This is a genomic window from uncultured Bacteroides sp., assembly GCF_905207245.1.
GTDB lineage: Bacteria > Bacteroidota > Bacteroidia > Bacteroidales > Bacteroidaceae > Bacteroides.
This window is the reverse complement of the sequence record NZ_CAJLKP010000008.1, coordinates 83,122-105,999: the sequence shown is the minus strand read 5'-3', so window position 1 is coordinate 105,999 and position 22,878 is coordinate 83,122. Positions and strand designations below refer to the sequence as shown.

Genomic DNA, 22,878 nt, shown 5'->3' with positions numbered 1-22,878 from the left:
CTGAAACGTTCTATTCCAAAGAGTGCCGCAATATCCTTACAACAAATCATTATAAAGCGAATAAATCTGATAATATTTTCAACAAAACCAGATACCAACCATATAATCACCGTTAGCTTACTCCCAAACTATTTAAGCTGAATATAGCCAATTCAGGGGACTTCTATCCCAAATAACAACGAGTATATAAAGATAAAAAAGGCAGTATTTCCTCACAAGGATTACTGCCTTTTGTGTTGATATATATTCAATTTGGATTTTATTACCTGTTTTTGCGCTGTTAATAAACGCGGAGAACATTCTTAAAAAACATAGCCATTATTCTTTAAAAACACTGATTAGAGTTATTAATGGGGGAGTTATTATTGACTTAAATTATTACTTATCTATTAATACCTAAAATTCACTATTTTTCTCCTATCCATAGACAAAATCGAGTACATTGATTATCTCGTCATAATTCTCCCAGCTAAAGATACCTAGGTTAATATTTGCAGAACTTTCATACAGGAGGTAAAAGAATTCTGCCGGGTATTGGGAGACATGAAAATATATTACCACAACAACGACATAAAATATCTGAACCATTTTCTATTCGACCTCATCATAGGAGAAATGACTGTTGCCTACGGGCAGTTCAGAAATGCCGCACGCACATGCCTGATTTATGATGAATTTAGCATATTCCGGCAAAAAACAGACTTGATTACTCAAAGAGTATTAAAAAAGGCTGCCCTTTTTCAAGAGCAGCCTTTCATTTATATTCTAACAGACTTGTAGATTATTCAGCCAATTTATTGTCTGAACCCAGCACATTAAGAATTTTGTGCATGTACAGTTTTTCCATGTTGTCACGAGCCGGACCAAGATACTTACGAGGGTCGAATTCTCCCGGTTTTTCAGCAAATACCTTGCGAACTGCAGCAGTCATAGCCAAACGAGAGTCTGAGTCGATGTTGATCTTGCAAACTGCTGATTTAGCTGCTTTACGCAGTTCATCTTCAGGAATACCGATAGCAGCTTCCAGCTTGCCACCATATTTGTTGATAGTTTCAACTTCTTCCTGAGGAACTGAAGAAGATCCGTGCAGTACGATGGGGAATCCCGGAAGTTTCTCCATTACAGCATCCAATACTTCGAATGCCAAAGGAGGAGGAACTAAGCGACCTGTAGCCGGATCAACGTGGCACTGTTCGGGTTTGAACTTGTAAGCACCATGAGAAGTACCGATTGAGATAGCCAAAGAGTCACAACCTGTGCGAGTAGCAAAGTCGATTACTTCTTCAGGGTCAGTATAAGTATGGTGTTCAGCAGAAACTTCATCTTCTACACCAGCCAAAACGCCAAGCTCGCCTTCTACAGTTACATCAAACTGATGAGCATATTCAACTACCTTCTTTGTCAAAGCAACGTTTTCTTCGTAAGGCAGATGAGAACCATCGATCATAACTGAAGAGAAACCTGAGTCGATACAGCTTTTGCAAGTCTCGAAAGTATCTCCATGGTCAAGGTGAAGAACGATTTCCGGATGTGCGCAACCTAATTCTTTAGCATATTCCACAGCACCCTGAGCCATGTAACGCAATAATGTAGCGTTAGCATACTGGCGGGCACCCTTAGATACCTGAAGGATTACCGGAGACTTTGTCTCAACTGCAGCTTTGATGATAGCCTGCATCTGTTCCATGTTGTTGAAGTTGAATGCAGGGATTGCATATCCACCCTTGATAGCCTTCGCAAACATTTCTCTTGTATTTACGAGACCCAAATCTTTGTAATTAACCATTTTGTTTAAAGTTTATTGTTAGTGAATGAAAATTCTACGCAAAAGTAGTCATTATCTTCCAAAAGAAAGAACAGGTCGGGAATAAATTATCGCTTCCTACCCGTCAAAACAATTCTCTTTTAAAGCTATTGGATGATTTTAACAGAATATTGTAATCTCTATATTACAAACTCTTTTCATCTGTCGTTCTCATCCGCCTCTTTTGCGTTTCTCCTACTATAACAAAAAAACCGGAAAGCAAGTTTAACTTTCCGGTCCTCATTACACATTATTATATATACTACTTTTTCAAATAGATAATAGTAGGCAAATGATCGCTATAGCCGTTCAGCCATACACGACCACCATGGGTACGCAACGGAGAACCTTTATACTTGCCGTCCTGCTGAAAAAGATACTCGCGGATGAACACCTCATTATGATCGTACTTCAAGCCTTTTTTAGCTTTCAGCAGAGGTTTGGAGATTACAATCTGATCAAACAGGTTCCACTTGCCACGATAGAGCAGAGTTCCCACCCCTTTGTCTTCAAGAGTTTCCCACCAGGGATTATAGAACTCACCCTTCTTCACCTGTTTCGCATACTTGCGTGCGCCCAATGTCGCCATGCTTTCGTCCATAGGATCATCGTTCATGTCACCCATAACTACCAGTTTCAGCTTCTTATCTTCACGCATCAAGGAGTCTGTCAGAGCCTTTACCTGTTTGGCAGCATGCACACGCACCGGAGACTTGGCACCACGGGAAGGCCAGTGATTCACAATAAAGCAGATACGCTCACCTGCCATCTGTCCGTCCACAATAAGGAAACCACGCGTCAAATGCACCGTGTCGCCTTCAAAGGGAGTGGAAAGCACCAATTTGGAATTAGTAACAGTGAACTGTTCCGGATCATACAGCAAAGCACAATCGATACCCCGCTTGTCCGGACCTTCATAATGAACGAATTTATAATTGGAAATAGCCGGCTGACTTACCAAGTCCGTCAATACCCGGTTATTTTCAGCTTCTGCCACCCCAATCACGGCAGGCCCCTCGGGCACCCTGTCGCGTGATACCTCACTCAATACTTTGGCAAGGTTCTTTAACTTGGCCTCATACTTCTCAGCCGTCCATGCATAACTGCCGGAAGGCAAAAACTCAAGGTCATTCTTACCTGTATCATGAATCGTATCGAACAGGTTTTCAAGATTGTAAAACGCAACACTATACAGTTTCCGTTCGTTTTGCTGGGCACCTACCGTTGTAACGCAGAGCCATAGGGAAATTAAGAGAAGTAGCTTCTTCATGCTGGATATAAATTTAAATACCATGCAAAAATCTGAAATAAAAAGCGATAAACCTATTTTTTAAGGAGACTTTTTTCCAATCCAAAGAAAAGTATGCCCTTTAAACCAAAGTAGACTGCACCTTATGCAAAAATAAATCTGAATTTATTTTGTATTATCTGCGACTTGCACTATCTTTGCGCTCTGAAAAATAAGACCATTACACTATTTATTACCAAAATAGTAACCGAATATAATAATTAAAAAACAAATATTGAAATGAAAAAAGGTATTCATCCTGAAAATTACCGCCCGGTAGTGTTCAAAGATATGTCTAATGGTGACATGTTTTTGTCTCGTTCAACTGTAAATACGAAAGAAACCATCGAGTTTGAAGGTGAAACTTATCCGTTGGTAAAGATGGAAATCTCTAACACTTCTCACCCGTTCTACACTGGTAAGTCTACATTAGTAGATACAGCAGGTCGCGTTGATAAGTTCATGAGCCGCTACGGTGACCGTAAAAAGAAATAATTCTGCTTCATGAAAGCAAAAAAGGGGGATTTTGAAAAAAGTCTCCCTTTTTTGTATACATACATACACAAATACTAATGAATTTGCATATATTTGTGGTTCATAAAAGAAGAATTCCAAAATAACAGGACAATACTTGCTATGAGAAACTATCCGCATTTGATAGTAATACTCTGTACTTTTGTGTTCTCACTGCAAATAAAAGCACAGAAAGAAATGAAATTCAAATCGGATTCCATCCCTACTGTTTTTTCTGAATTAAAAAATTATTATGACCAACCGGATTTATATCTTTCACGCTGGAATAAGATAAAGAAAGACATCGATACCCAAAAGGGAGATAAAACAATAGACTTGTACTATTTATACAAGGACAGAAATTATTTTCACTACCAGCACGGTGAAGTAGACAGCATGAAGAAATACACTCCTATTATAAAAAATTTATCCCTCAGCCTTCATAATGAAGTCGAATTCTATAGGAATTGGAGTCTCTTATGCGAAGCTTCCATATATGCCAATGCTTCCGAAGAGGATATGAAAGAAATGAATAAGATGTACAATGATGCATTGGAAAGGAAAAGTGAAATAGGACTGGCATTCAGCCTGAATGAAATAGGTAATTTTTATGGGGCAAATAAAAATTATGCCAAAGCTTTACCATATATTACGCAAGCCATGCAACTATTTGAGAAACACGAGCTTTGGGATGAATATACTCCATTATGCTCCAATTACATAGTCATCCTAAAGAGTATGGATAAATTTCAAGAAGCTCAGAATGCATTTTATCATTTAGATTCGTTAGCTAACGCATCACTCATCGGCTCTACTGTCAATATGAGTATAGCCCGCGTCTTGATGATAAAGGATATGGCATCAGTGGTATTCACCGAATTAAAGGATACCGCTATCCTGCAAAAATACTTGACTGAGATGGAAGATTTATATCGAGAATCGCCATATGTAAACCGCATTTATTTATATGGTACCAAAAAAGAATATGCTGCATTAAAAAACAACTTCGATACACTACTCGCCTATCTGGACTCAAGTGCAGAATATTATCGGCAATCACATAACATGACAAACCTTAAAAGGGTATACAGTAAAAAAGCCTCTGCCTTGCACCAGGCTCACAGACATAACGAAGCATATCTTATGCTACGTAAATACGTATCCCTGAGCGACTCATTATATAAAAATGATACCCAGAAACAACTCAATGAGTTATCCACCCGCTATAATATGAATAAGCTGGAACTTGAAGCCAGAGATATAAGTTTAAAAGCACGCAATATGCAGTTCCTTTATGCTTGCGCACTGATTGTTGTATTAACCGGCGCTTTAGCCATCGGCATCCAGTTCTATCGTCATAAACTGAAGAACAACCGTTTACTGAGAAAACAAGCCCAGGAATTGCAGCAGGCTAATGAGAAAGCACAACAAGCTCAACTCATGAAGACAGCTTTCATCCAAAATATGAACCATGAAGTACGGACACCGTTGAATGCCATTGTAGGCTTCTCCGAATGTCTGGCAGAAATACCTTTGAGCAGACAGGAAACCAAAGAAATCAGTGCGACCATAAAAAAGAATAGTGATAAGTTACTGAAAATTATCAGTGACATGATTTCTATTGCCAATATTGACAGTGGGGACCAAACATTAACTTATCAGGATATTCCGGTAAACGAGTTTGCAAATAAACTGCTTCAGGAAATGCAAAAATACACTCAGCCGGACGTGAGATTTTACTATACTCCATGCCAGACAGACTATGTACTTTCGTCTAACGAAGACATCGTACATCAAATACTTATCAACCTGCTACATAATGCACTAAAGTTCACTTCAAGCGGTGAAGTAGAGCTAAGTTATGAGGTAGACAACAAAAATAACAAGTTGTACTTCCATGTGCGAGACACTGGAATTGGTGTAAAAAGCGAACTAAAAGAAAAAATATTCTCACGATTTTATAAAGTGGATTCTTTTGTGCCTGGTGCCGGATTAGGATTATCCTTATGTCGTATTCTAGCAGAGCGTATAGAAGCACAAGTATATTTAGATGATACCTACCATGGCGGATGTTTATTCACCTTCGAACATCCATTAAAGTAAATGGAATAGGAAATTCCCTATCACTTTGTAGGGAAAAGAACAGGAAAGAGAGAAAACTCTTTCCTATTTTTGTATCAGTAATTTTGATTACAAGTCAATAGTACGAACCGTAAAAAAAATCAACATGAAACGTCTTATCACTTTCGTCATTCTTGCTGTTGTCCTCTCTACGGCAGGATTTGCTGCCAAACAAAAAGATTTGAGCGGCCCGATTGCCATAAAAGGCGAATTAAAACAAACGTATGAAAACTACCCTGCCGGTACTCCCGTAGTTATCCGGAGAGTGGTAAAAATGAAAACAACCGATAAAGTCGGTTCCGACATCTTTTATGCAGCCGAAATCAACGGTATACAGATAGCAATTCCAGCCGAAAACATGAAAGCCGTTACTTTTCTGCCCCCTAAAACCAATCAGGAGTTTTGGCAACAAACATATTTGAAACAACATCTGTACGAATACTTCAATCAGTATGGATACCACACCAAGCTACGCCGGGAAGTAGATGAAGAATGCCGGGATTACCTATACAAACTGGAAGACATCGCTTATGACGACGACTTCATCACTTCATACGTACAAAATATCTTTGCGAAACTAACTGCCACAGGCATTGATCCCAATCGCAATGAACGTTTGAACGTACGTGTCATCCAATCTCCCGAACCGGATGCTTATATGTTGCCCAACGGAACCATGCTCATCAGCACTGGTTTGCTCTGTACTCTCGATTCGGAAAATGAACTCGCCGCAGTCATTGCCAGTGAAATGGCTCACTTTGTGCTGGATCATCAGATTAATAATATTTATCGTGCCGAACGCCGTGCCAAACGGGCAGCATTCTGGGGAACAGTACTCGCCGTTACAGCCGAAGCAGCTCTGGATGTAGCGTATTGGGACGATGATGACACCGCTTTAGGTGTAAGTGCCGTCGCCAGCATCGGAAGTATCGCCGCCCTATTGAATGTCAATGTGATCAACCGTTTGGGAATGAAATATAAGAATAACCAGGAATATTCAGCCGACAGGGTTGCCCGCGAATTGCTGGCATTCAGAGGTATGAATCCTGATGGTTTATCTTCCGCGCTTGCCAAAATTATCGGATTCTATAATATGCAGAACCGTGGCGATAACCTGCTCCGGTATGGCAGTATTGACAACTTAAGAAAACGAATAGAAAAGTCCGGCAAAGCAGAGAGTCAGAGCAGCCGACCTTACATCAGGACCATGTCGGATATTGTGACTTTCAATGCCGCCATGAACATGGCAGACCAACGTTATGATGACGCAATACGATTAGTTCAAAAGAACATCAACAACAACCTCGCTTCAGATCATGATTATATCATCCTGGTAAAATCTCAAATGGCACTTTACAATACTGAAGAAGTGAATGAAGAATGTGCCACCCTGCTTTGGAAAGCCAGAGAACTGGCAGGAGATAATCCCAATCTCGACATATACAAGCAGGAAATCCTATTGCTTATGCGCATGAATAAACAAGCAAAAGCAGCCAGTACACTGAAAGAATATTTAGGCCTGCTTTCCCGTTATCAAAAACAGGGAGTACAAGCAGAAGACGAAGAATGGGCAAGCAAAGAGATTAATTGGGCAAATCAATTATTAGATAAAATCAGTAGACTATAGAAGTATAGCAAGGACGCCTGAATCTAATCAATTCAGGCGCCCTTGTTCTTTTAATACAATTCTATGATTTACTTGCGGAATGGCGGACGAACCACCACTGCTTTCAACTTACGTCCACGCATGTCAATACAAATTTCCGTACCTATTTTGCTGTACTCCGGCTTTACATATCCCATACCTATACCAATCTTACGGGTTGGTGACATGGTGCCCGAAGTAACCACACCGATAGCTTCACTATCTGCACTGAATAATTCGTACCCATGACGCGGAATACCACGATCCACCATTTCGAAACCAACCAGCTTACGGACGGTTCCTTCTGTCTTCTGCTTCTCTAATGCCAGGCGATTGGTAAAGTTCTTACCTTCCACAAATTTGGTAATCCAACCTAATCCGGCTTCAATGGGCGATGTCGTATCATCCAGATCATTGCCATACAGACAGAAGCCCATTTCCAAACGAAGGGTATCGCGGGCACCCAGACCGATTGGCTTTATACCAAACTCTTCGCCTGCCTCGAACACAGCATTCCAAATCTTGTTGGCAGCTTCAGGGTAAAAATAAAGTTCAAAGCCGCCTGCACCGGTATAGCCTGTGTTAGAAATAATCACGTCTTTCTCACCGGCAAACTCACCATGCGTAAAGGTGTAATAAGGAAGGGATGACAAATCAATACTCGTCAGTTTCTGCAATGCAAGAATGGCTTTCGGGCCCTGCACAGCAAGTTGGGCCATGCGGTCGGAAGCATTCTCCAACTCGGCACCTTCAGTATTGTGCGAAACACACCAGTTCCAGTCTTTCTCTATGTTTGAGGCATTTACTACCAGCAGATATTTCTCCGGCTCATAATGATAGACCAACAAATCATCTACAATGCCACCATCTTCATTTGGGAAACAGGTATATTGCACCTTACCCGGGGTCAGGGCAGCCACATTGTTAGAAGTCACTTTCTGAAGAAAAGCCAACGCATTCGGACCTTTCACCCAGAACTCTCCCATATGGGAAACATCAAATACACCGACAGCATTACAAACAGTCAGATGTTCATCAATGATGCCGGAATATTCTATCGGCATATTGTATCCCGCAAACTCGTGCATCTTAGCACCCAGCGAGATATGTTTTTCAGTAAACGGAGTGGTTTTCATGTTTTAAGGTATTGAATTATTATTTAGCAGCAACAAGTTCGGCAATCTTCACGATAACGTTCATCGCTTTCTCCATGTTCTGGATAGGAACGAATTCATATCGTCCGTGGAAGTTCAGACCACCTGCAAAGATATTGGGACAAGGCAAACCCTTGAAAGAAAGCTGCGCACCGTCCGTACCGCCACGGATTGGCTTCACATTCGGCTTCACGCCTACAGCTTCCATTGCATCAAAGGCAGTATCGATGATATGCATCACGGGTTCAATCTTCTCACGCATATTATAGTATTGGTCACGAAGTTCAAGTTTGGCAATACCTTCACCATATTCAGCATTGATTTTCTGAACAAGCTGTTCAATCTCTTTCTTGCGAGTTTCAAAACGGGTACGGTTATGGTCACGAATGATATAGGCAACCGTAGTCTGCTCCACATCACCGTTAAAACTGATGAGATGATAGAAACCTTCATAACCTTCGGTATGCTCCGGCGTTTCATGTCCGGGCAACATAGCACAGAAACGGTTGGCTACGCGAATAGAGTTAATCATCTTATTCTTGGCATATCCCGGATGCACGTTGCGGCCTTTGAAAGTTATTTTGGCAGACGCTGCATTGAAGTTCTCAAACTCCAATTCACCGGCTTCGCCGCCATCCATTGTATAAGCCCAGGCGCAACCGAACTTTTCTACATCAAATTTATGTGCTCCCAACCCGATTTCTTCATCCGGATTAAAACCAATACGGATTTTGCCATGCTTGATTTCAGGATGTTCCTTCAGATAAACGATTGCAGAAACAATCTCTGCGATACCGGCTTTATCATCTGCTCCCAGCAATGTTTTACCATTGGTGACAATAAGATCTTCACCTTTATGAGCCAACAGTTCAGGAAATTGCTCGGGAGAAAGCACTACCTTCTCTTCTTCACAAAGCACGATGTCCGAACCGTCATAGTTTTGAACGATGCGGGGTGATACATCCTTGCCACTCATATCGGGACTGGTATCCATGTGTGCGATAAAGCCAATAGTAGGTACCGGTTTATCAATATTGGCCGGAAGGGTGGCAAACAAATAGCCGTGTTCATCCAACGTTATGTCTTCCAGACCTAAAGATTCTAATTCTTCTTTCAGATACCTGGCAAATACCATTTGCCCAGGAGTACTTGGAGTCACCTCAGTCTCTTCACTGGACTGGGTGTCGAAGCTTACATACTTCAAAAAACGTTCTACTAAAGCCATATTAATAATGTTTTAATGTGAGAATGTGCCAATATGTTCACATCAGCACATCATGTTCTGCCGTAAAGGTAGAAAAAGGGGCGTGAATAGCCAAGCAATTCACACCCCTTTTTACAAAATGTTAGTATTTAGAGTTACTTAGAAGCAACTGCTACCATCAAAACAATGTGTACAAATCTTACATTTCGGCAATCCGATGGCTTCAACCAAAGTTTCCAGTGTATTAAATTTCAGAGTAGTAAGACCAAAACGTTCGGCAATGATGCTGACCATCTTCTCATATTCCGGTGAACCGGTGGTAGCATACTTGTCCAGATTCTTATCCGCATCTCCTTCCAATTCTTTAATAATACGACGGGTAATCAGCTCCAACGGACTCTTGGAAGCCGTAAAACCAACAAACGGACATGCATAAATCAACGGAGGACAAGCAATACGGATATGTACTTCTTTTGCACCATATTCATATAGCACTTTCACATTATCACGAAGCTGCGTACCACGCACAATCGAGTCATCACAGAACAACACCCGCTTGCCTTCCAGCATAGCACGGTTTGGTATAAGTTTCATTTTTGCCACCAACGAGCGCATTTCCTGCTTGCTGGGAGTAAAGCTACGCGGCCATGTCGGCGTATATTTGGAAATGGCACGATGATAAGGCACCCCTTTTCCTTCGGCATACCCCAATGCCATACCAACACCTGAATCGGGAATACCACAAGCGCAATCCACCTTGGAATCATCCCGTTGTCCCATCTTCAAACCACTGGTAAAACGTACATCTTCCACGTTGCGACCTTCATAGCAAGAAGTAGGGAAACCGTAATAAACCCACAGGAACGAGCAAATCTGCATTTTCTCCTCCGGCTTTCTCAACTGTTCCACTCCGTCGGCAGTCAGGCGAACAATTTCACCCGGACCAAGATAACGGTCTATTTCATAATCCAGATTCGGAAAACTGCTCGACTCGCTGGTTACAGCATATGCACCATCTTTCCGTCCGATAACAATCGGAGTACGTCCCCATTTATCACGGGCGGCAATGATGCTACCATCTTCCAACAGCAACAGCATAGAGCAAGAGCCTTTGACACGGCGGAAAACATTTTCGATACCTTCTACAAAGTTTCTGCCTTGTATAATAAGTAATGAAATAAGTTCAGTTTGATTAGTATTGCCTGAGCTGAGTTCAGCGAAGTGCATGTTTTGAGAGAGTAGTTCCGCTTCTATTTCTTCCAGATTTACTATTTTGGCTACCGTAGCGATGGCGAAGCGTCCGAGGTGGGAGTTGATAATGATAGGTTGAGGGTCTGTGTCACTGATGATTCCTATACCGGCATTTCCTTTGAATTTGTCCAGTTCATCTTCAAACTTGGTTCGAAAATACGTACTTTCCAGGTTGTGTATGGATCGGGCAAACATGCCCTCTTCTTCATCATACGTGGCAAGTCCGCCTCGCTTGGTTCCTAAATGTGAATTATAATCTGTACCGTAAAATAAGTCCGTCACACAGCTCGCTTTGGAGACTGTCCCGAAAAATCCTCCCATAAATTCCTTATATTTATTATTGATTTTAGTATTGACGGGCACAAAGGTACAAAGAAGTTTCTTCTCCACATTACTTTCCGACGAGACAATTTCTAAAAAAACTTATTTTTATGCACATTTCCGAACACCGGATTAGACACTTTGTTTAGTTCGCAGATAAAATAATTTATATGATTCAAGATGGAAAATCTCAGAAAATAGAGGAAACAGACGGGTTGCCATTTCCGCGGCGTATATGGGCTGTAGTTGCTGTTGGCTTTGCCCTCTGCATGTCAGTACTCGATATTAATATCAGTACTGTAATACTCCCTACCCTTTCACACGACTTCGGCACTTCTCCTTCTGTAATCACGTGGATTGTCAATGGTTATCAATTAGCAATCGTCGTGTCTTTACTTTCATTTTCCGCTTTGGGTGAGCTATTCGGATATCGTAAAATTTTCCTCTCCGGCATCGCTTGTTTTTGCATAACATCTCTCATGTGTGCTCTTTCCGACTCTTTCTGGACACTGACAGTTGCCCGCGTTTTCCAGGGATTCAGTGCGTCAGCCATAACGAGTGTGAATACTGCTCAGTTACGCCTTATCTATCCTAAAAAACAAATTGGGCGGGGCATGGGTATTAATGCGATGGTAGTTGCTATTTCGGCTGCAGCAGGACCATCCGTTGCCAGCGGTATTTTATCGATAGCTTCCTGGCATTGGTTGTTTGCTATCAATCTGCCGTTAGGTATCATTGCGTTGGTATTAGGTATCAAATATCTGCCCCGACGGGAAGAACTCTCCAAACGGAAATTCGATATCATAAGTGCCATTGCCAATGCTATTACTTTCGGATTACTGATTTATACACTGGATGGTTTTGCCCATCACGAACGCTATGATTATCTGATTATTCAATTAGTGATATTAATTGTTGTCGGTACATATTATGTACGCCGTCAATTAGGTCAGGCATCCCCACTACTTCCATTGGATTTACTGAGAATCCCCATATTCAGACTTTCGATATTAACCTCCATCTGTTCGTTCACAGCACAGATGCTGGCGATGATTTCATTACCCTTCTTTTTGCAAAACACATTGGGACATAGTGAAGTAATGACTGGATTGTTACTGACTCCCTGGCCTCTTGCTACGTTATTTGCAGCACCGGCTGCCGGTTATCTGGTGGAGCGTATCCATCCGGGAATACTGGGGAGCATCGGTATGGGAATATTTTGCATCGGACTTTATTCGCTCTCTACGTTGGATGCAGAATCATCCATCCTCAGTATTTGTCTGCGATTGGCAGTCTGCGGCATTGGCTTCGGACTTTTCCAGACACCCAATAACAGCACTATTATCGCCTCTGCACCTACGAAGCGTTCGGGTGGAGCCAGTGGGATGTTAGGTATGGCACGGTTAATGGGACAGACTTTGGGGACGACTCTTGTGGCTCTTCTATTTAGCTGGGTGGTGGGAAGTAAGAGTACGGAGGTGTGTTTGATTACAGGAAGTGTGTTTGCGCTAATAGCGGCAGTAGTAAGCAGTTTGAGGCTGTCGCAACCGTCGGTGCTAAAAGAATAAAAGAATATCAGAAACAGAGATGTAATCTTGTATGTTTCCATAAAATCTCCTATTTTTGTAACCACGGTTAATTTAACCGCCGTGAAATTGACTATCGTTATCAAAGAAAACTCATTATGAAATTCTACAATCGTGAGAAAGAGCTGGACGAACTGCAAAAAGTACGCGAATTAGCTTTTTCAGAACATTCAAAGTTAACTGTTCTGACAGGACGTCGACGTATAGGCAAAACAAGCCTGATATTTAAGAGTTGCGAAAACACTCCTACACTTTATTGGTTCGTTAAACGGAGCAATGAGGCAGATTTGTGTTCTACATTTGCAGAAACTACTTCTCAGGTCTTAAATATATCCATCCCTGGAAAAATATACAATTTCACAGAACTCTTTGAGTTTGTCATGGAGCAAGGGCTCCGTAACAAATTCAATTTAGTCATCGATGAGTTTCAGGAATTCTATAACATTAACCCTTCCGTCTACAGCGGCATGCAAGATATTTGGGATCGATTCCGTACTAAGACGAATATCAACCTCGTCGTCAGCGGTTCTGTATACACATTAATGGAGCAGATATTCAAAAATGCCAAAGAACCATTATATGGAAGGAGTGACAGAGTATTGAAATTGTATCCCTTTACCACTGATGTTATTAAGCAAATACTACGTGATTACAAGCCCGACTACACACCTGACGACCTACTGGCACTTTATACATTTACCGGAGGAGTTCCCAAATACATTGAATTATTAATGGATGCCGGGGCAACAGACATGGAAAGTATGGTTGACTTCATGGTACAACCGGATTCTCCTTTCATCGATGAAGGAAATACTTTATTGATACAAGAATTTGGTAAGAAATATGGCAACTACTTCTCAATTATAGGAGCCATTGCCGAAGGGAAAAATACGATTTCCGAAATGGAAGAAAAGTTGGAAATCAGTTTAGGAGGATATCTGAAGCGCCTGGAAGAAGATTATAGCATAGTCGCTAAAAAGCGCCCCATTCTCTCTAAAGAAGGGACACAAACCGTAAGGTATGAAATATCCGACCCATTTTTACGTTTCTGGTTCCGGTATTTCGATAAATATCAGTCATTGCTGGAGATACGGAACTTCAGTGGATTAAGTAGCATTATTAAAAGAGACTATCCTACTTATTCAGGTTTCATGTTAGAGGAATATTTCCGCCAGAAAATGATAGAAAGTGGGGAATTCCTGAATATCGGTTCTTGGTGGGAAGCTAAAGGCAATGCTAACGAGATAGACATAGTGGGAATTTATTTATTTGAGAAGAAAGCACTTATTGCAGAAGTTAAGCGGTTACGGAAGAATTTCAAACCTGAATTGTTCCAAAGTAAGATAGAAGCGATTCATAAAAAAGTGCTTTTCAAATATGAGATTGAGGAAAAATGCTTAACGTTGGAGGATATGTAATAAAAAAAGGTCGAAATCTTTATCTGTTTCGACCTTTTTTATTACACCATTCAAGATTACTTCTTCCAAATATAATATGGAACAAATAGCCATTTCATTATCTCAATGGCGCATCTTATCAACGAACAATGCTCCATATAGTCAAAAATATAATCTTAAAATATTCCGTTACTGACCGGTGCTCAATATATTTCATATTGTAGCGTATCTTATCCGGAAGTATCAGTTCTACATATGCTTTATCTGCATCCTCAGCCTGCCCTAATATTGTATTTTCATCTACATATTCTATAGATGCATAATCGGTAATTCCAGGACGTACGGACAGAACCTGTTTCTGTTCTTCCGTATATAAATCTACATACTTTCGAACTTCCGGACGAGGACCTACCAAACTCATATCCCCTTTCAAGACATTAAATAACTGAGGTAATTCATCCAACTTATATTTGCGGATAAAGTAGCCAATACGGGTAATTCGAGAATCATGTCCACCTACCGTTATCAAACCTTGCTTATCTGCCCCAATACGCATCGAACGGAATTTATATACATAGAAATCCTTGCCATTAAGCCCGACACGTAATTGCTTGTAAAAACCACCGCCTTTACTTTCAAGACGAATAGCAATATACAAAAATAAGAAAACAGGAGACAGGAACAGAATTCCTAAGAAGGAGAAAAGGATATCAAAAAGGCGAATCATCATTTATCACCGCACACTTTATCATATGCAGCCTTTACGGTCTTAATAATGAAAGATAGTTGTTCCTCATCCAGTTGCGGATAAATAGGCAAGGAAATCTCTCCCTCAAAATTCTCATAGGCTTGGGGATAGTTTTTTATATCATATCCTAATGAGTTAAAGAAAGAAAGCATCGGCATCGGGATAAAATGGACATTCACAGCAACTTCACTTTTGGCTATCTCATCAATCATACGATCACGCTGTTCTTCTGTAAATCCTTTGATACGCAACGCATAAATGTGGTATGAGCTCTCTTTCTCCCCATCTACAGAAGGTGGCAGAACAGCCCAATCACAGTCCGCAAATCCTTTCGAATAAGTGTTGAACACCCTTTTACGCTCTTTCAGCAGTTCCGGATATTCCCGTATCTGGGCCAGACCGATAGCTGCATTTACATCAGCCATATTTATTTTCATTCCCAGGCCAACTATGTCATAACGCCACCCACCGGCTTTTGATTTGGAAAAAGCATCTTTAGTCTGGCAATTCAGGCTCATCATACGGAGTTCTTTATAAAGTTCCGCATTATCAAATGGTTCGGGTAGATTCAGGCAGATGGCTCCTCCTTCCGCAGTCGTCACATTCTTTACAGCATGAAGAGAAAAGATGGCAATATCTGTTTCACATCCTGTACGTTGATTCTTACTATAATAAGCGCCCAAAGAGTGGGCAGCATCATTCATTACAAGAATACGTCCCAATTTCTCCTGCGTTGGCGAAGTTGCATGAAATAGATTCCGTATTTCGGGCTCATTAACGAGTTTCATTATACGGTCGTAGTCACAAGGAAAGCCTGCAATATCTACCGGAATAATTGCTTTAGTCTTGGGCGTAATTGCTTTTCGAATAGCATCCACAGAGATATTGAAATCCTCTCCGGAATCTACCATAACAGGCTTTGCACCTGCATGAAGGACTGCTAATGCCGTAGCACTATATGTATATGCCGGAACGATTACTTCATCTTCAGCAGTTACTCCCAACCAACGAAGCATCATAATAGCTCCCGAAGTCCATGAGTTTACACAAAGCACTTCTTTTGCATTAGAGAATACTTTTATTTCTTCTTCCAATGCTTTTACTTTAGGACCGGAAGTTATCCAGCCGGAACGTAACGAATCAACGACTTCGTTGATGACCGCCTCGTCAATATAAGGGGGCGAAAATGGAATTTTCATAAACTACTATATCGAATTATTTTAAATGAATCAAATATGTAAGTCCGCAGGAGAAATATTTCCCTTTCTGCATCATTGCTTGTACTAAAAAATGATGAAAGAGAAGATAATTCATTCCTATCAAAATATCATGTGAATCATATTCAACTATTAATTTTAAATCAGATAACATGGAAGGGGAATAAGTTATCCCTCCGGCAATGCCATTCAGATGGTAATCATTACGGCGATTATAAAGATAAGATATATGCAGTCCTAATTCTTCTTTATTTACTGGAATATGTTTTGTCATTGCAACATAAAAGCGAGAAAAATATCCATTACCACCATCACCCGAAGGCATTATCTCTCCACCCCTACTTTCTGTAAACGGATCAGATGTGCCTAAAACTACTGCTGGCATATATTTAAAGAATTGTTCTTCTTTCAAAACCCTTAATCGAAGAGAGAAATACCGATCCTGATTAGTGAACTTTCCCATTTGAGATTGTACTCCCCATTGAGGAGTTACCCTAAAAAGGGTACAAGTATATGCTATTTCTAAACAAGGGAAAATGGTTACATTCAAATAGTAATTATATGTATTATAATTAAACCGAAGAGGAGTTAAATTCTCATTCAAAAATCCCCCACCAATCATAACGGTTTTATCTTGCTGCATTTCCGCCGAAGGAGAATGCAACAACCCTGTAACTCCGTAAGAATATTGAGGAAATAGATATACCGAATAACTACAAAAAAACAGAAGTAAACAGAGATTTCTAAATTTCATCTAATCCGATACAAGAATTTCTTCAAGAATGGAGGAGTAAGAGTCATTATAAACATCAAAAATGAAAAGAGATAAGCAGACCAGTCATAGTGAAGAGCCTTATTAATCATAAACCGATCTGTCAGCATTTTCTTCGCCCGCTTAAAACCATTTCTTCTGTTCTTATAGAAATCGTCAGTGACACGAAAGAGTAATACTGTTTCATCCAAATTTGCAAAAATGCATCCGTTCATAAATCCATCAAACCATAGCATGGTGTCTTGGTTCTTGCGGTATTCATTCCGATAGCCTTTAGCTTTATCAAAAAAGGATTTTCTAAACATTACAGCGGGATGTGCTAAGGGATCACGATATCTAAAGAATTTAAAACATTCTTGATGAGTCAAGGGATATGTGACAACTTTACCATTTCTTTCAGACTGTTCGTTTATCTCTTCAATACAACCTCCTACAATATCTACTTCAGGATGCAACAGTAGATAATTCATCTGATTCGCGAATCTACTAGGTAATGAAATATCATCTGCATCCATGCGAGCTATGTACTCTATATTCTCTTCTTTGCACAGTGCTAGTAAATCATTTAGCACAACAGCGAGCCCTCTATTCTCAGGAAAATAAACAATATTCACCCTCTTTTGCTGTTCGTACTGTTCTAAACACTTATATAGCTTTTCACCAATAGAACCATCTACCCCTATATATAGTGTTATATTCTTATAAGATTGATTTAGAATACTATCTACGGACAGCTGCAAGAATTCAGCCTTATCATTCTTATAGACAGATAAAAGTACAGCTATATTATAATCTTGAAACATTCTTAAGCATTAATATCTACTACATACAATCCACGATGCCCTTCAAAAGCAGCATCAAAACAAATCTTTGTTCCATCTCTACTCCAACGTGGGTGTAAATCGCATCGTGTATCATTGTCATAACGAAATGGTGCAAACACCCGTGCAACCACTTCTATCTGATTGTCTCGCATAATACGTATAGATGCAATTCTCGTTCTATCAGGATAACTGTCCGTCACCACCAACTTACCATCTGGGGAATAGCTTGGATGCCCATCTACACACAATTCTTTCCATAGATGTTTATATTCCCTTGTTTTATCTTTCATCAGATAATAGCCCGGTCCACTTCCATGTTTATTCTCAAAAGCAAGAATCTCTTCATCATTCTTCCAATAACAATGACTCACCATATCATCATCACTAAGATTATACATTTCAGTACCATCCATATTGCAAGTCACTAATCTAGAATATTTTCGATGATTGTTAAACCAACGATGTAATACCATAAACCGTTTACCATTAGGGCTAATCATTAAATGATTCACTTTATGTTCTGCCCCTTCCATTTCTTTACGAAATTCAAAGGAAACAAAATCTTCGTATTTCAATAAAGGAATTATTGTCCCAGATTTCAAATCAATTTTCCAAATGCAAGTATCATCAGGCAACTTTTTATCCTTAGTCATTTCATCTAAATTAGCATATCCGTAACCTTTACGCAATCTATGCAGACGAGTAAAATCAAGCGATAATGCAGTAGTACCATCTATAGATACAGAATAAACTGGACAGTCAATCACCCGCTCTTCTCCAGATTCCACACTAAGTATTATCGAACAAAAATGCCCTTCTCTAAAATCATTGTATATTACTTGTTTATCAAAGTGGGGACCTAACCATTGTAACATGCATCCTTGCTGCACATTCCAAGAATGACTATTTCCTATTTTTTTAACGAAATTATTACTTCGTATATCAATTAGTAACAAATCCACTGGAACTAAAGGAGCAACTTCGCTCCATGTATTCTTAGCTTTCATACAAAGCATATATTTTCCTAAAGCATCCCAAGGGGATTTATCATAATAACCAAAAAAGTACTCAGATCCATCATTAGGGGATATTCTTACAATATTTCCCAATGACTTTGTCTTAGGAGATATCAAATACATCAACAACTGGTATCCTCTCTTCACTACTTTTTTAATAGTAGGGAAATTATTCAGTTGATTATTTATCAATTGCTCGATTAACATTACTCACATTACATTTTTTAAGCGATTAATAATAATGTAAAAGAGAGATGGCGAAAATAGATAAACTATAGTGGCTATTTTTACATAGGAAGGAAAATGTAATAATAAATTAACCATATTACATTTATAATTAACATCACTTTTTAATCTATTGTACATTTCTAACTCCCCTCCATGTGCAAACTGATTAAGAATAGCTAACTTCGCTCTCGGGATACCATATCTTTCCAATTGAACATAAAAAGCATTATGACTCCGACAATAATAATTACAAGCTCTTTTCATCGAGTCTATCACTTGTACACGAGAATATGATATTCTTTTTGAAGAAGATTGCTGATACTGTCTATAATAATACAATGGTTTATTACAATATACCGCATTATTACAATGACACAAATACTTCCAAGTAAACTCCTCATCTTCACCATATTTTAAATCCAACGAGAATTTTATATGAAACTTATCTAAATAAGTTCGTTTATATAGAAAAGCTGCAAAAGTAAAATCAGAATTATTATACAGAAATCTTTTATAAACTTCATCAATCCCGAGAATTTTCTCAGAAGTTTTATGAATTAAACTAAAATCCATGATATTATTTGTATAGCGACAAAACGAAGTATCTGAATTAAAAGATTCAATAGTATTTACTAAGTAATTTAATGTATCTTCATGAATTAAGTCATCTCCATCTAAAAAAAACACATATTCACCTTGGGAACATTCTAATCCAGCATTTCGTGCAGAAGAAACCCCTTGATTATATTGGTCAATATATGTTATTCTTATTCCCTCATTTATCCTCATCCACTCACTTACAATAGCATCTGTCCCATCAGTAGAGCCATCATTAACCAAAACTATTTCAAAATCAGAAAAAGACTGATTTTTGACAGAGTAGAGACACTCTATAATATATTTTTTACAATTAAAGAATGGAATAACAACACTTACTTTCATAATCTATAATAATGAATTTAGAGATAAAAAATCCCAATACAATTTTATTATTGAATTAAAGGAATGATGAGCAAGATAATATTCTCTAGCATATTTATTAAAAGAAGTCCTATTAGGATTAGAAATTAAACTGTTAATTGCGTCAATAAACTGAGATGCAGTATTGCACTCAATGGCATAATCAGAACTAACAATATAACCTTCAAAAGCCTCTTTGGTTCCAATAATAGACTTACCATACATAAAAGCTTCAGCTGTTTTCGTTTTCATCCCACCACCACTAAAAATAGGAGCTATAACAAAATCTGCATTATAGTAAAGTTCTGACAAATCTGGTATATATCCATAAACCTGATAGTTCTGATCCAAATTAGAAGAGAAAATACGATCCATATTCTTACCTACAATTATCAACTGTTCATCTACAAATGGATGTACATAAGCCAAATACCATTTCATACCCTCAACATTTGCAAAAAAGGAAGAACCTACAAATAAAGCAATTGGTTTTGAAGAATATATATATTTGGATATTTGTAAAGTCTTTACATCAAATACATCTTTAAAAAAAATAGGAATAATTAAATCAGCATCACGTTTATAATAACGTTGAAACAAAAGACGATCTCTATTATTTAATAGAATGTTATAATCAGAATATTTTGATGACAACTTTTCATTGTATGTCAAAAGAATATAAGTTGCAAACTTTGACAAGCCAGATACTTTAAGTTGTTCCGCAGCATATTGTCTTTCTACATTATGATAAAAACTAATAATACGAATATTAGGATATTTTCTTTTTACTACTTTAGCTAGCTTACCAAGTAAAGATGAAGACAAAAAAACGACATCAATGTTATTAGTCTCAATTGAGATCAGAATCCTTCGCCGACATTTTCGACTTAATCCTCCTGTATACAATAATATTTTATCCCAAAAATCTGTATTATCTAATCCCTCCTCAAAAAAAGAGCTTTTATATAGAGATTTCAAAACTTCTATATTATTCAAGTTAACAACATCAGCACCAGAGCTCGCTTTATCTGACAAATATCCGATATACAATAAATTACTCATATTTTTGTTTAAGATATAGATACGAAGGATATATAATTATTTTTACAGGTGAGTTATCTAAATAACTAGATGAATATCCATCATCTGCCAAAGTTCTAAAATATGTCTTTCTAGCATTAAGCATGAAAAAACAAAATGAAAAAATAAAGAAGAAAGAACATACAAATTTTCGTATTCTTGATTTAAGAATTATAATTTCAACAAAAGCAATTGTCAAAGGAAAAGCTAGCAAATTCAAAAAACGATCAAAATTATGCGGAGAAGATATATTGAGAAACAATACTATTAGCATGGGAAAGATAAAATTCATAAAACCTTTAGGTTTAAAGGTACCGAAATATATATAACAAGCTACTATTACTAATAACAACATTTGAAGAAAGAAAATTGAAGAAATCGTAAAACCATGGAGAGAATTGCCATACATATCTGTTTTATGTAAAAGAATAAGAACAAGATAACTATAAGTTCCTAAATATTGAAGCAAGATATTCAGCATATTCATCACATTTAGTTTTCCTATTAGCAAAGCTAGAATTGAAAGTTTCAACAAGCTCCTTTCTTGTAAAGCAAATGGTAAAAAGAAAACAAATAAAAACACTGTTGAAAGATGAAAGAATAAAGATAATATAATAATGAAAATAGATAATTTAAAACGTTGACACAAAAATAACGAAAATCCATAAAAGAACAAACTAATAGAAACTGCTTGTTTCAAGGTTTCTGTTATCTGAGTAAATAGTAAAAATGTTGTAACACCTAAAAATATTATCAAAAATAAATTACCATTCGAAAGTTTAACACTTCTAAATACCAAATAATTATCAATAGATAGAAAATACAAATAATAACTAAGTAAAGTCCATACTAAAGATAAATATTGTACATTCCCCAGAATGCTAACCACAACTCGAGAAACAATATCAAAAGCTATATATGTAATATTAAGGTTGAAAAAAAAATTAGAATCGAACACATTCTTACTCACATACTCATCATAAGCTTCATAATAACGAACTACATCTGTTTCTAAAATTAAGCTAGTTGACTTCTGAGTAAAAGCTAATAAAGCAAAAAAGAGAGAGATTAGGAAGTATAAATACCGCCTCTCTTTCCTTGAAAAATCTTGCATAATTAAAACTAACAGAGAGAATAAGAAAGAAAAGAAAGGAGATATAACAAATATAACACACAGAACTAATATATAAATATAAGATTTAGACAAACGCATAATTAACTAAAAAGTGGATGAAAATTTAGTTTATAAGACAGTTTATTATGCCTTTTACCTATTATTTTAGCTGGACAGCCAGCAACAATAGAATTAGGAGGAACATCTTTTGTTACTACTGAACACGCCGCAACCACAGCTCCTTTACCTATTTTCACATTAGGAAGAATAGTGGCTCTTGATGCTATCCATACATAATCTTCAATAATAACATCTCCACCAATTGTAGCATGCATATCATCATTTATGTCATGTTCAAGTGTCCATATATTTACTTCTCTTGCTATGTCTACATTATCTCCAATAATCAATTGCCCACCACGCCCATCTAATAATACCTTAGAATTAATAACAGAATTCTCTCCTATTGAAATATTTCTTGGATGTAAAATAGTAACTTCTCTTAAAACACTTGCATGTTTGCCTATAGAACTAACCAAAGAACTAATAATAAAAAATCGAAATCTCCTAAATGGCAACCACATAAGTATTGGCAGGAGAACTCGCATAAAATAAAACTTCAGCAATATCATAAT

Annotated in this window: 20 protein-coding genes; 6 read left to right on the top strand and 14 right to left on the bottom strand. The window is 38.2% G+C overall.

What is annotated here, in order from left to right; all coding sequences use genetic code 11:
- Positions 1 to 543 precede the first annotated feature (543 nt).
- Entirely contained in the window at positions 544 to 780 is a 237-nt protein-coding gene (locus QZ135_RS04530; protein WP_294606274.1) for a hypothetical protein, read from the top strand.
- A 1-nt stretch (position 781) separates the two neighbouring features.
- Here QZ135_RS04530 and QZ135_RS04525 read toward each other — a convergent pair whose 3' ends face one another.
- Together QZ135_RS04525 and QZ135_RS04520 are read right to left on the bottom strand one after the other, a co-directional pair.
- Complete coding sequence (locus tag QZ135_RS04525) at positions 782 to 1,786, bottom strand: class II fructose-bisphosphate aldolase (RefSeq protein ID WP_294606272.1); 1,005 nt, start codon at positions 1,784 to 1,786, stop codon at positions 782 to 784.
- 280 nt (positions 1,787 to 2,066) lie between these two features.
- The gene (locus tag QZ135_RS04520; RefSeq protein WP_294606270.1) at positions 2,067 to 3,074 is read right to left on the bottom strand and encodes an endonuclease/exonuclease/phosphatase family protein; all 1,008 of its coding nucleotides are present in this window, start codon (positions 3,072 to 3,074) and stop codon (positions 2,067 to 2,069) included.
- Positions 3,075 to 3,332: 258 nt separating this feature from the next.
- Between QZ135_RS04520 and QZ135_RS04515 the strand changes: the two genes are divergently transcribed.
- From QZ135_RS04515 to QZ135_RS04505, 3 genes are all read left to right on the top strand, one after another.
- Positions 3,333 to 3,587 carry a type B 50S ribosomal protein L31 gene (locus QZ135_RS04515; protein WP_007212861.1) on the top strand — a complete coding sequence of 85 codons (255 nt, stop codon included), beginning with the start codon at positions 3,333 to 3,335 and terminating at the stop codon, positions 3,585 to 3,587.
- 216 nt (positions 3,588 to 3,803) lie between these two features.
- Positions 3,804 to 5,708, top strand: a complete 1,905-nt coding sequence (locus tag QZ135_RS04510) for a HAMP domain-containing sensor histidine kinase (RefSeq protein ID WP_294606268.1) — start codon at positions 3,804 to 3,806, stop codon at positions 5,706 to 5,708.
- A 124-nt stretch (positions 5,709 to 5,832) separates the two neighbouring features.
- Positions 5,833 to 7,353: a M48 family metallopeptidase gene (locus QZ135_RS04505; protein WP_294606266.1), complete on the top strand. Its 1,521-nt coding sequence runs from the start codon at positions 5,833 to 5,835 to the stop codon at positions 7,351 to 7,353.
- A gap of 68 nt (positions 7,354 to 7,421) precedes the next feature.
- Here the strand turns inward: QZ135_RS04505 and gcvT are convergent, their stop codons facing one another.
- From gcvT to QZ135_RS04490, 3 genes are all read right to left on the bottom strand, one after another.
- Positions 7,422 to 8,507 (bottom strand): glycine cleavage system aminomethyltransferase GcvT, encoded by a 1,086-nt coding sequence (gene gcvT / locus QZ135_RS04500; protein WP_294606264.1) that lies wholly within the window; start codon positions 8,505 to 8,507, stop codon positions 7,422 to 7,424.
- A gap of 19 nt (positions 8,508 to 8,526) precedes the next feature.
- The gene (gene pepT / locus QZ135_RS04495; RefSeq protein ID WP_294606262.1) at positions 8,527 to 9,750 is read right to left on the bottom strand and encodes a peptidase T; all 1,224 of its coding nucleotides are present in this window, start codon (positions 9,748 to 9,750) and stop codon (positions 8,527 to 8,529) included.
- Positions 9,751 to 9,888: 138 nt separating this feature from the next.
- Complete coding sequence (locus tag QZ135_RS04490) at positions 9,889 to 11,301, bottom strand: amidophosphoribosyltransferase (RefSeq protein ID WP_294606306.1); 1,413 nt, start codon at positions 11,299 to 11,301, stop codon at positions 9,889 to 9,891.
- 170 nt (positions 11,302 to 11,471) lie between these two features.
- Here QZ135_RS04490 and QZ135_RS04485 point away from each other — a divergent pair, with 170 nt between their 5' ends.
- Together QZ135_RS04485 and QZ135_RS04480 are read left to right on the top strand one after the other, a co-directional pair.
- Positions 11,472 to 12,869 (top strand): MFS transporter, encoded by a 1,398-nt coding sequence (locus QZ135_RS04485; protein ID WP_294606259.1) that lies wholly within the window; start codon positions 11,472 to 11,474, stop codon positions 12,867 to 12,869.
- Positions 12,870 to 12,985: 116 nt separating this feature from the next.
- The gene (locus tag QZ135_RS04480; RefSeq protein WP_294606257.1) at positions 12,986 to 14,305 is read left to right on the top strand and encodes an ATP-binding protein; all 1,320 of its coding nucleotides are present in this window, start codon (positions 12,986 to 12,988) and stop codon (positions 14,303 to 14,305) included.
- A 118-nt stretch (positions 14,306 to 14,423) separates the two neighbouring features.
- Here QZ135_RS04480 and QZ135_RS04475 read toward each other — a convergent pair whose 3' ends face one another.
- From QZ135_RS04475 to QZ135_RS04435, 9 genes are all read right to left on the bottom strand, one after another.
- Positions 14,424 to 15,011: a sugar transferase gene (locus tag QZ135_RS04475; protein WP_294606305.1), complete on the bottom strand. Its 588-nt coding sequence runs from the start codon at positions 15,009 to 15,011 to the stop codon at positions 14,424 to 14,426.
- Positions 15,011 to 16,231, bottom strand: coding sequence for a DegT/DnrJ/EryC1/StrS family aminotransferase (locus QZ135_RS04470; RefSeq protein ID WP_294606255.1), 1,221 nt, complete (start codon positions 16,229 to 16,231; stop codon positions 15,011 to 15,013). The genes QZ135_RS04475 and QZ135_RS04470 overlap by 1 nt, the downstream gene beginning before the upstream one ends.
- Positions 16,232 to 16,247: 16 nt before the next feature.
- Positions 16,248 to 17,003 carry a YjbH domain-containing protein gene (locus QZ135_RS04465; protein WP_294606253.1) on the bottom strand — a complete coding sequence of 252 codons (756 nt, stop codon included), beginning with the start codon at positions 17,001 to 17,003 and terminating at the stop codon, positions 16,248 to 16,250.
- Positions 17,000 to 17,824: a glycosyltransferase gene (locus QZ135_RS04460; protein ID WP_294606251.1), complete on the bottom strand. Its 825-nt coding sequence runs from the start codon at positions 17,822 to 17,824 to the stop codon at positions 17,000 to 17,002. The genes QZ135_RS04465 and QZ135_RS04460 overlap by 4 nt, the downstream gene beginning before the upstream one ends.
- 2 nt (positions 17,825 to 17,826) lie before the next feature.
- Entirely contained in the window at positions 17,827 to 18,954 is a 1,128-nt protein-coding gene (locus QZ135_RS04455) for a hypothetical protein (protein WP_294606250.1), read from the bottom strand.
- Positions 18,955 to 19,071: 117 nt separating this feature from the next.
- Positions 19,072 to 20,031, bottom strand: a complete 960-nt coding sequence (locus QZ135_RS04450; protein WP_294606248.1) for a glycosyltransferase family 2 protein — start codon at positions 20,029 to 20,031, stop codon at positions 19,072 to 19,074.
- A 3-nt stretch (positions 20,032 to 20,034) separates the two neighbouring features.
- Positions 20,035 to 21,111 carry a glycosyltransferase gene (locus tag QZ135_RS04445; RefSeq protein ID WP_117706634.1) on the bottom strand — a complete coding sequence of 359 codons (1,077 nt, stop codon included), beginning with the start codon at positions 21,109 to 21,111 and terminating at the stop codon, positions 20,035 to 20,037.
- On the bottom strand, positions 21,104 to 22,243 hold the full coding sequence (locus QZ135_RS04440) for an EpsG family protein (protein ID WP_294606246.1): 1,140 nt from the start codon (positions 22,241 to 22,243) through the stop codon (positions 21,104 to 21,106). Before QZ135_RS04440 ends, QZ135_RS04445 begins: the two co-directional genes overlap by 8 nt.
- A 101-nt stretch (positions 22,244 to 22,344) precedes the next feature.
- Positions 22,345 to 22,875 (bottom strand): acyltransferase, encoded by a 531-nt coding sequence (locus tag QZ135_RS04435; RefSeq protein ID WP_294606244.1) that lies wholly within the window; start codon positions 22,873 to 22,875, stop codon positions 22,345 to 22,347.
- Positions 22,876 to 22,878: the final 3 nt, after the last annotated feature.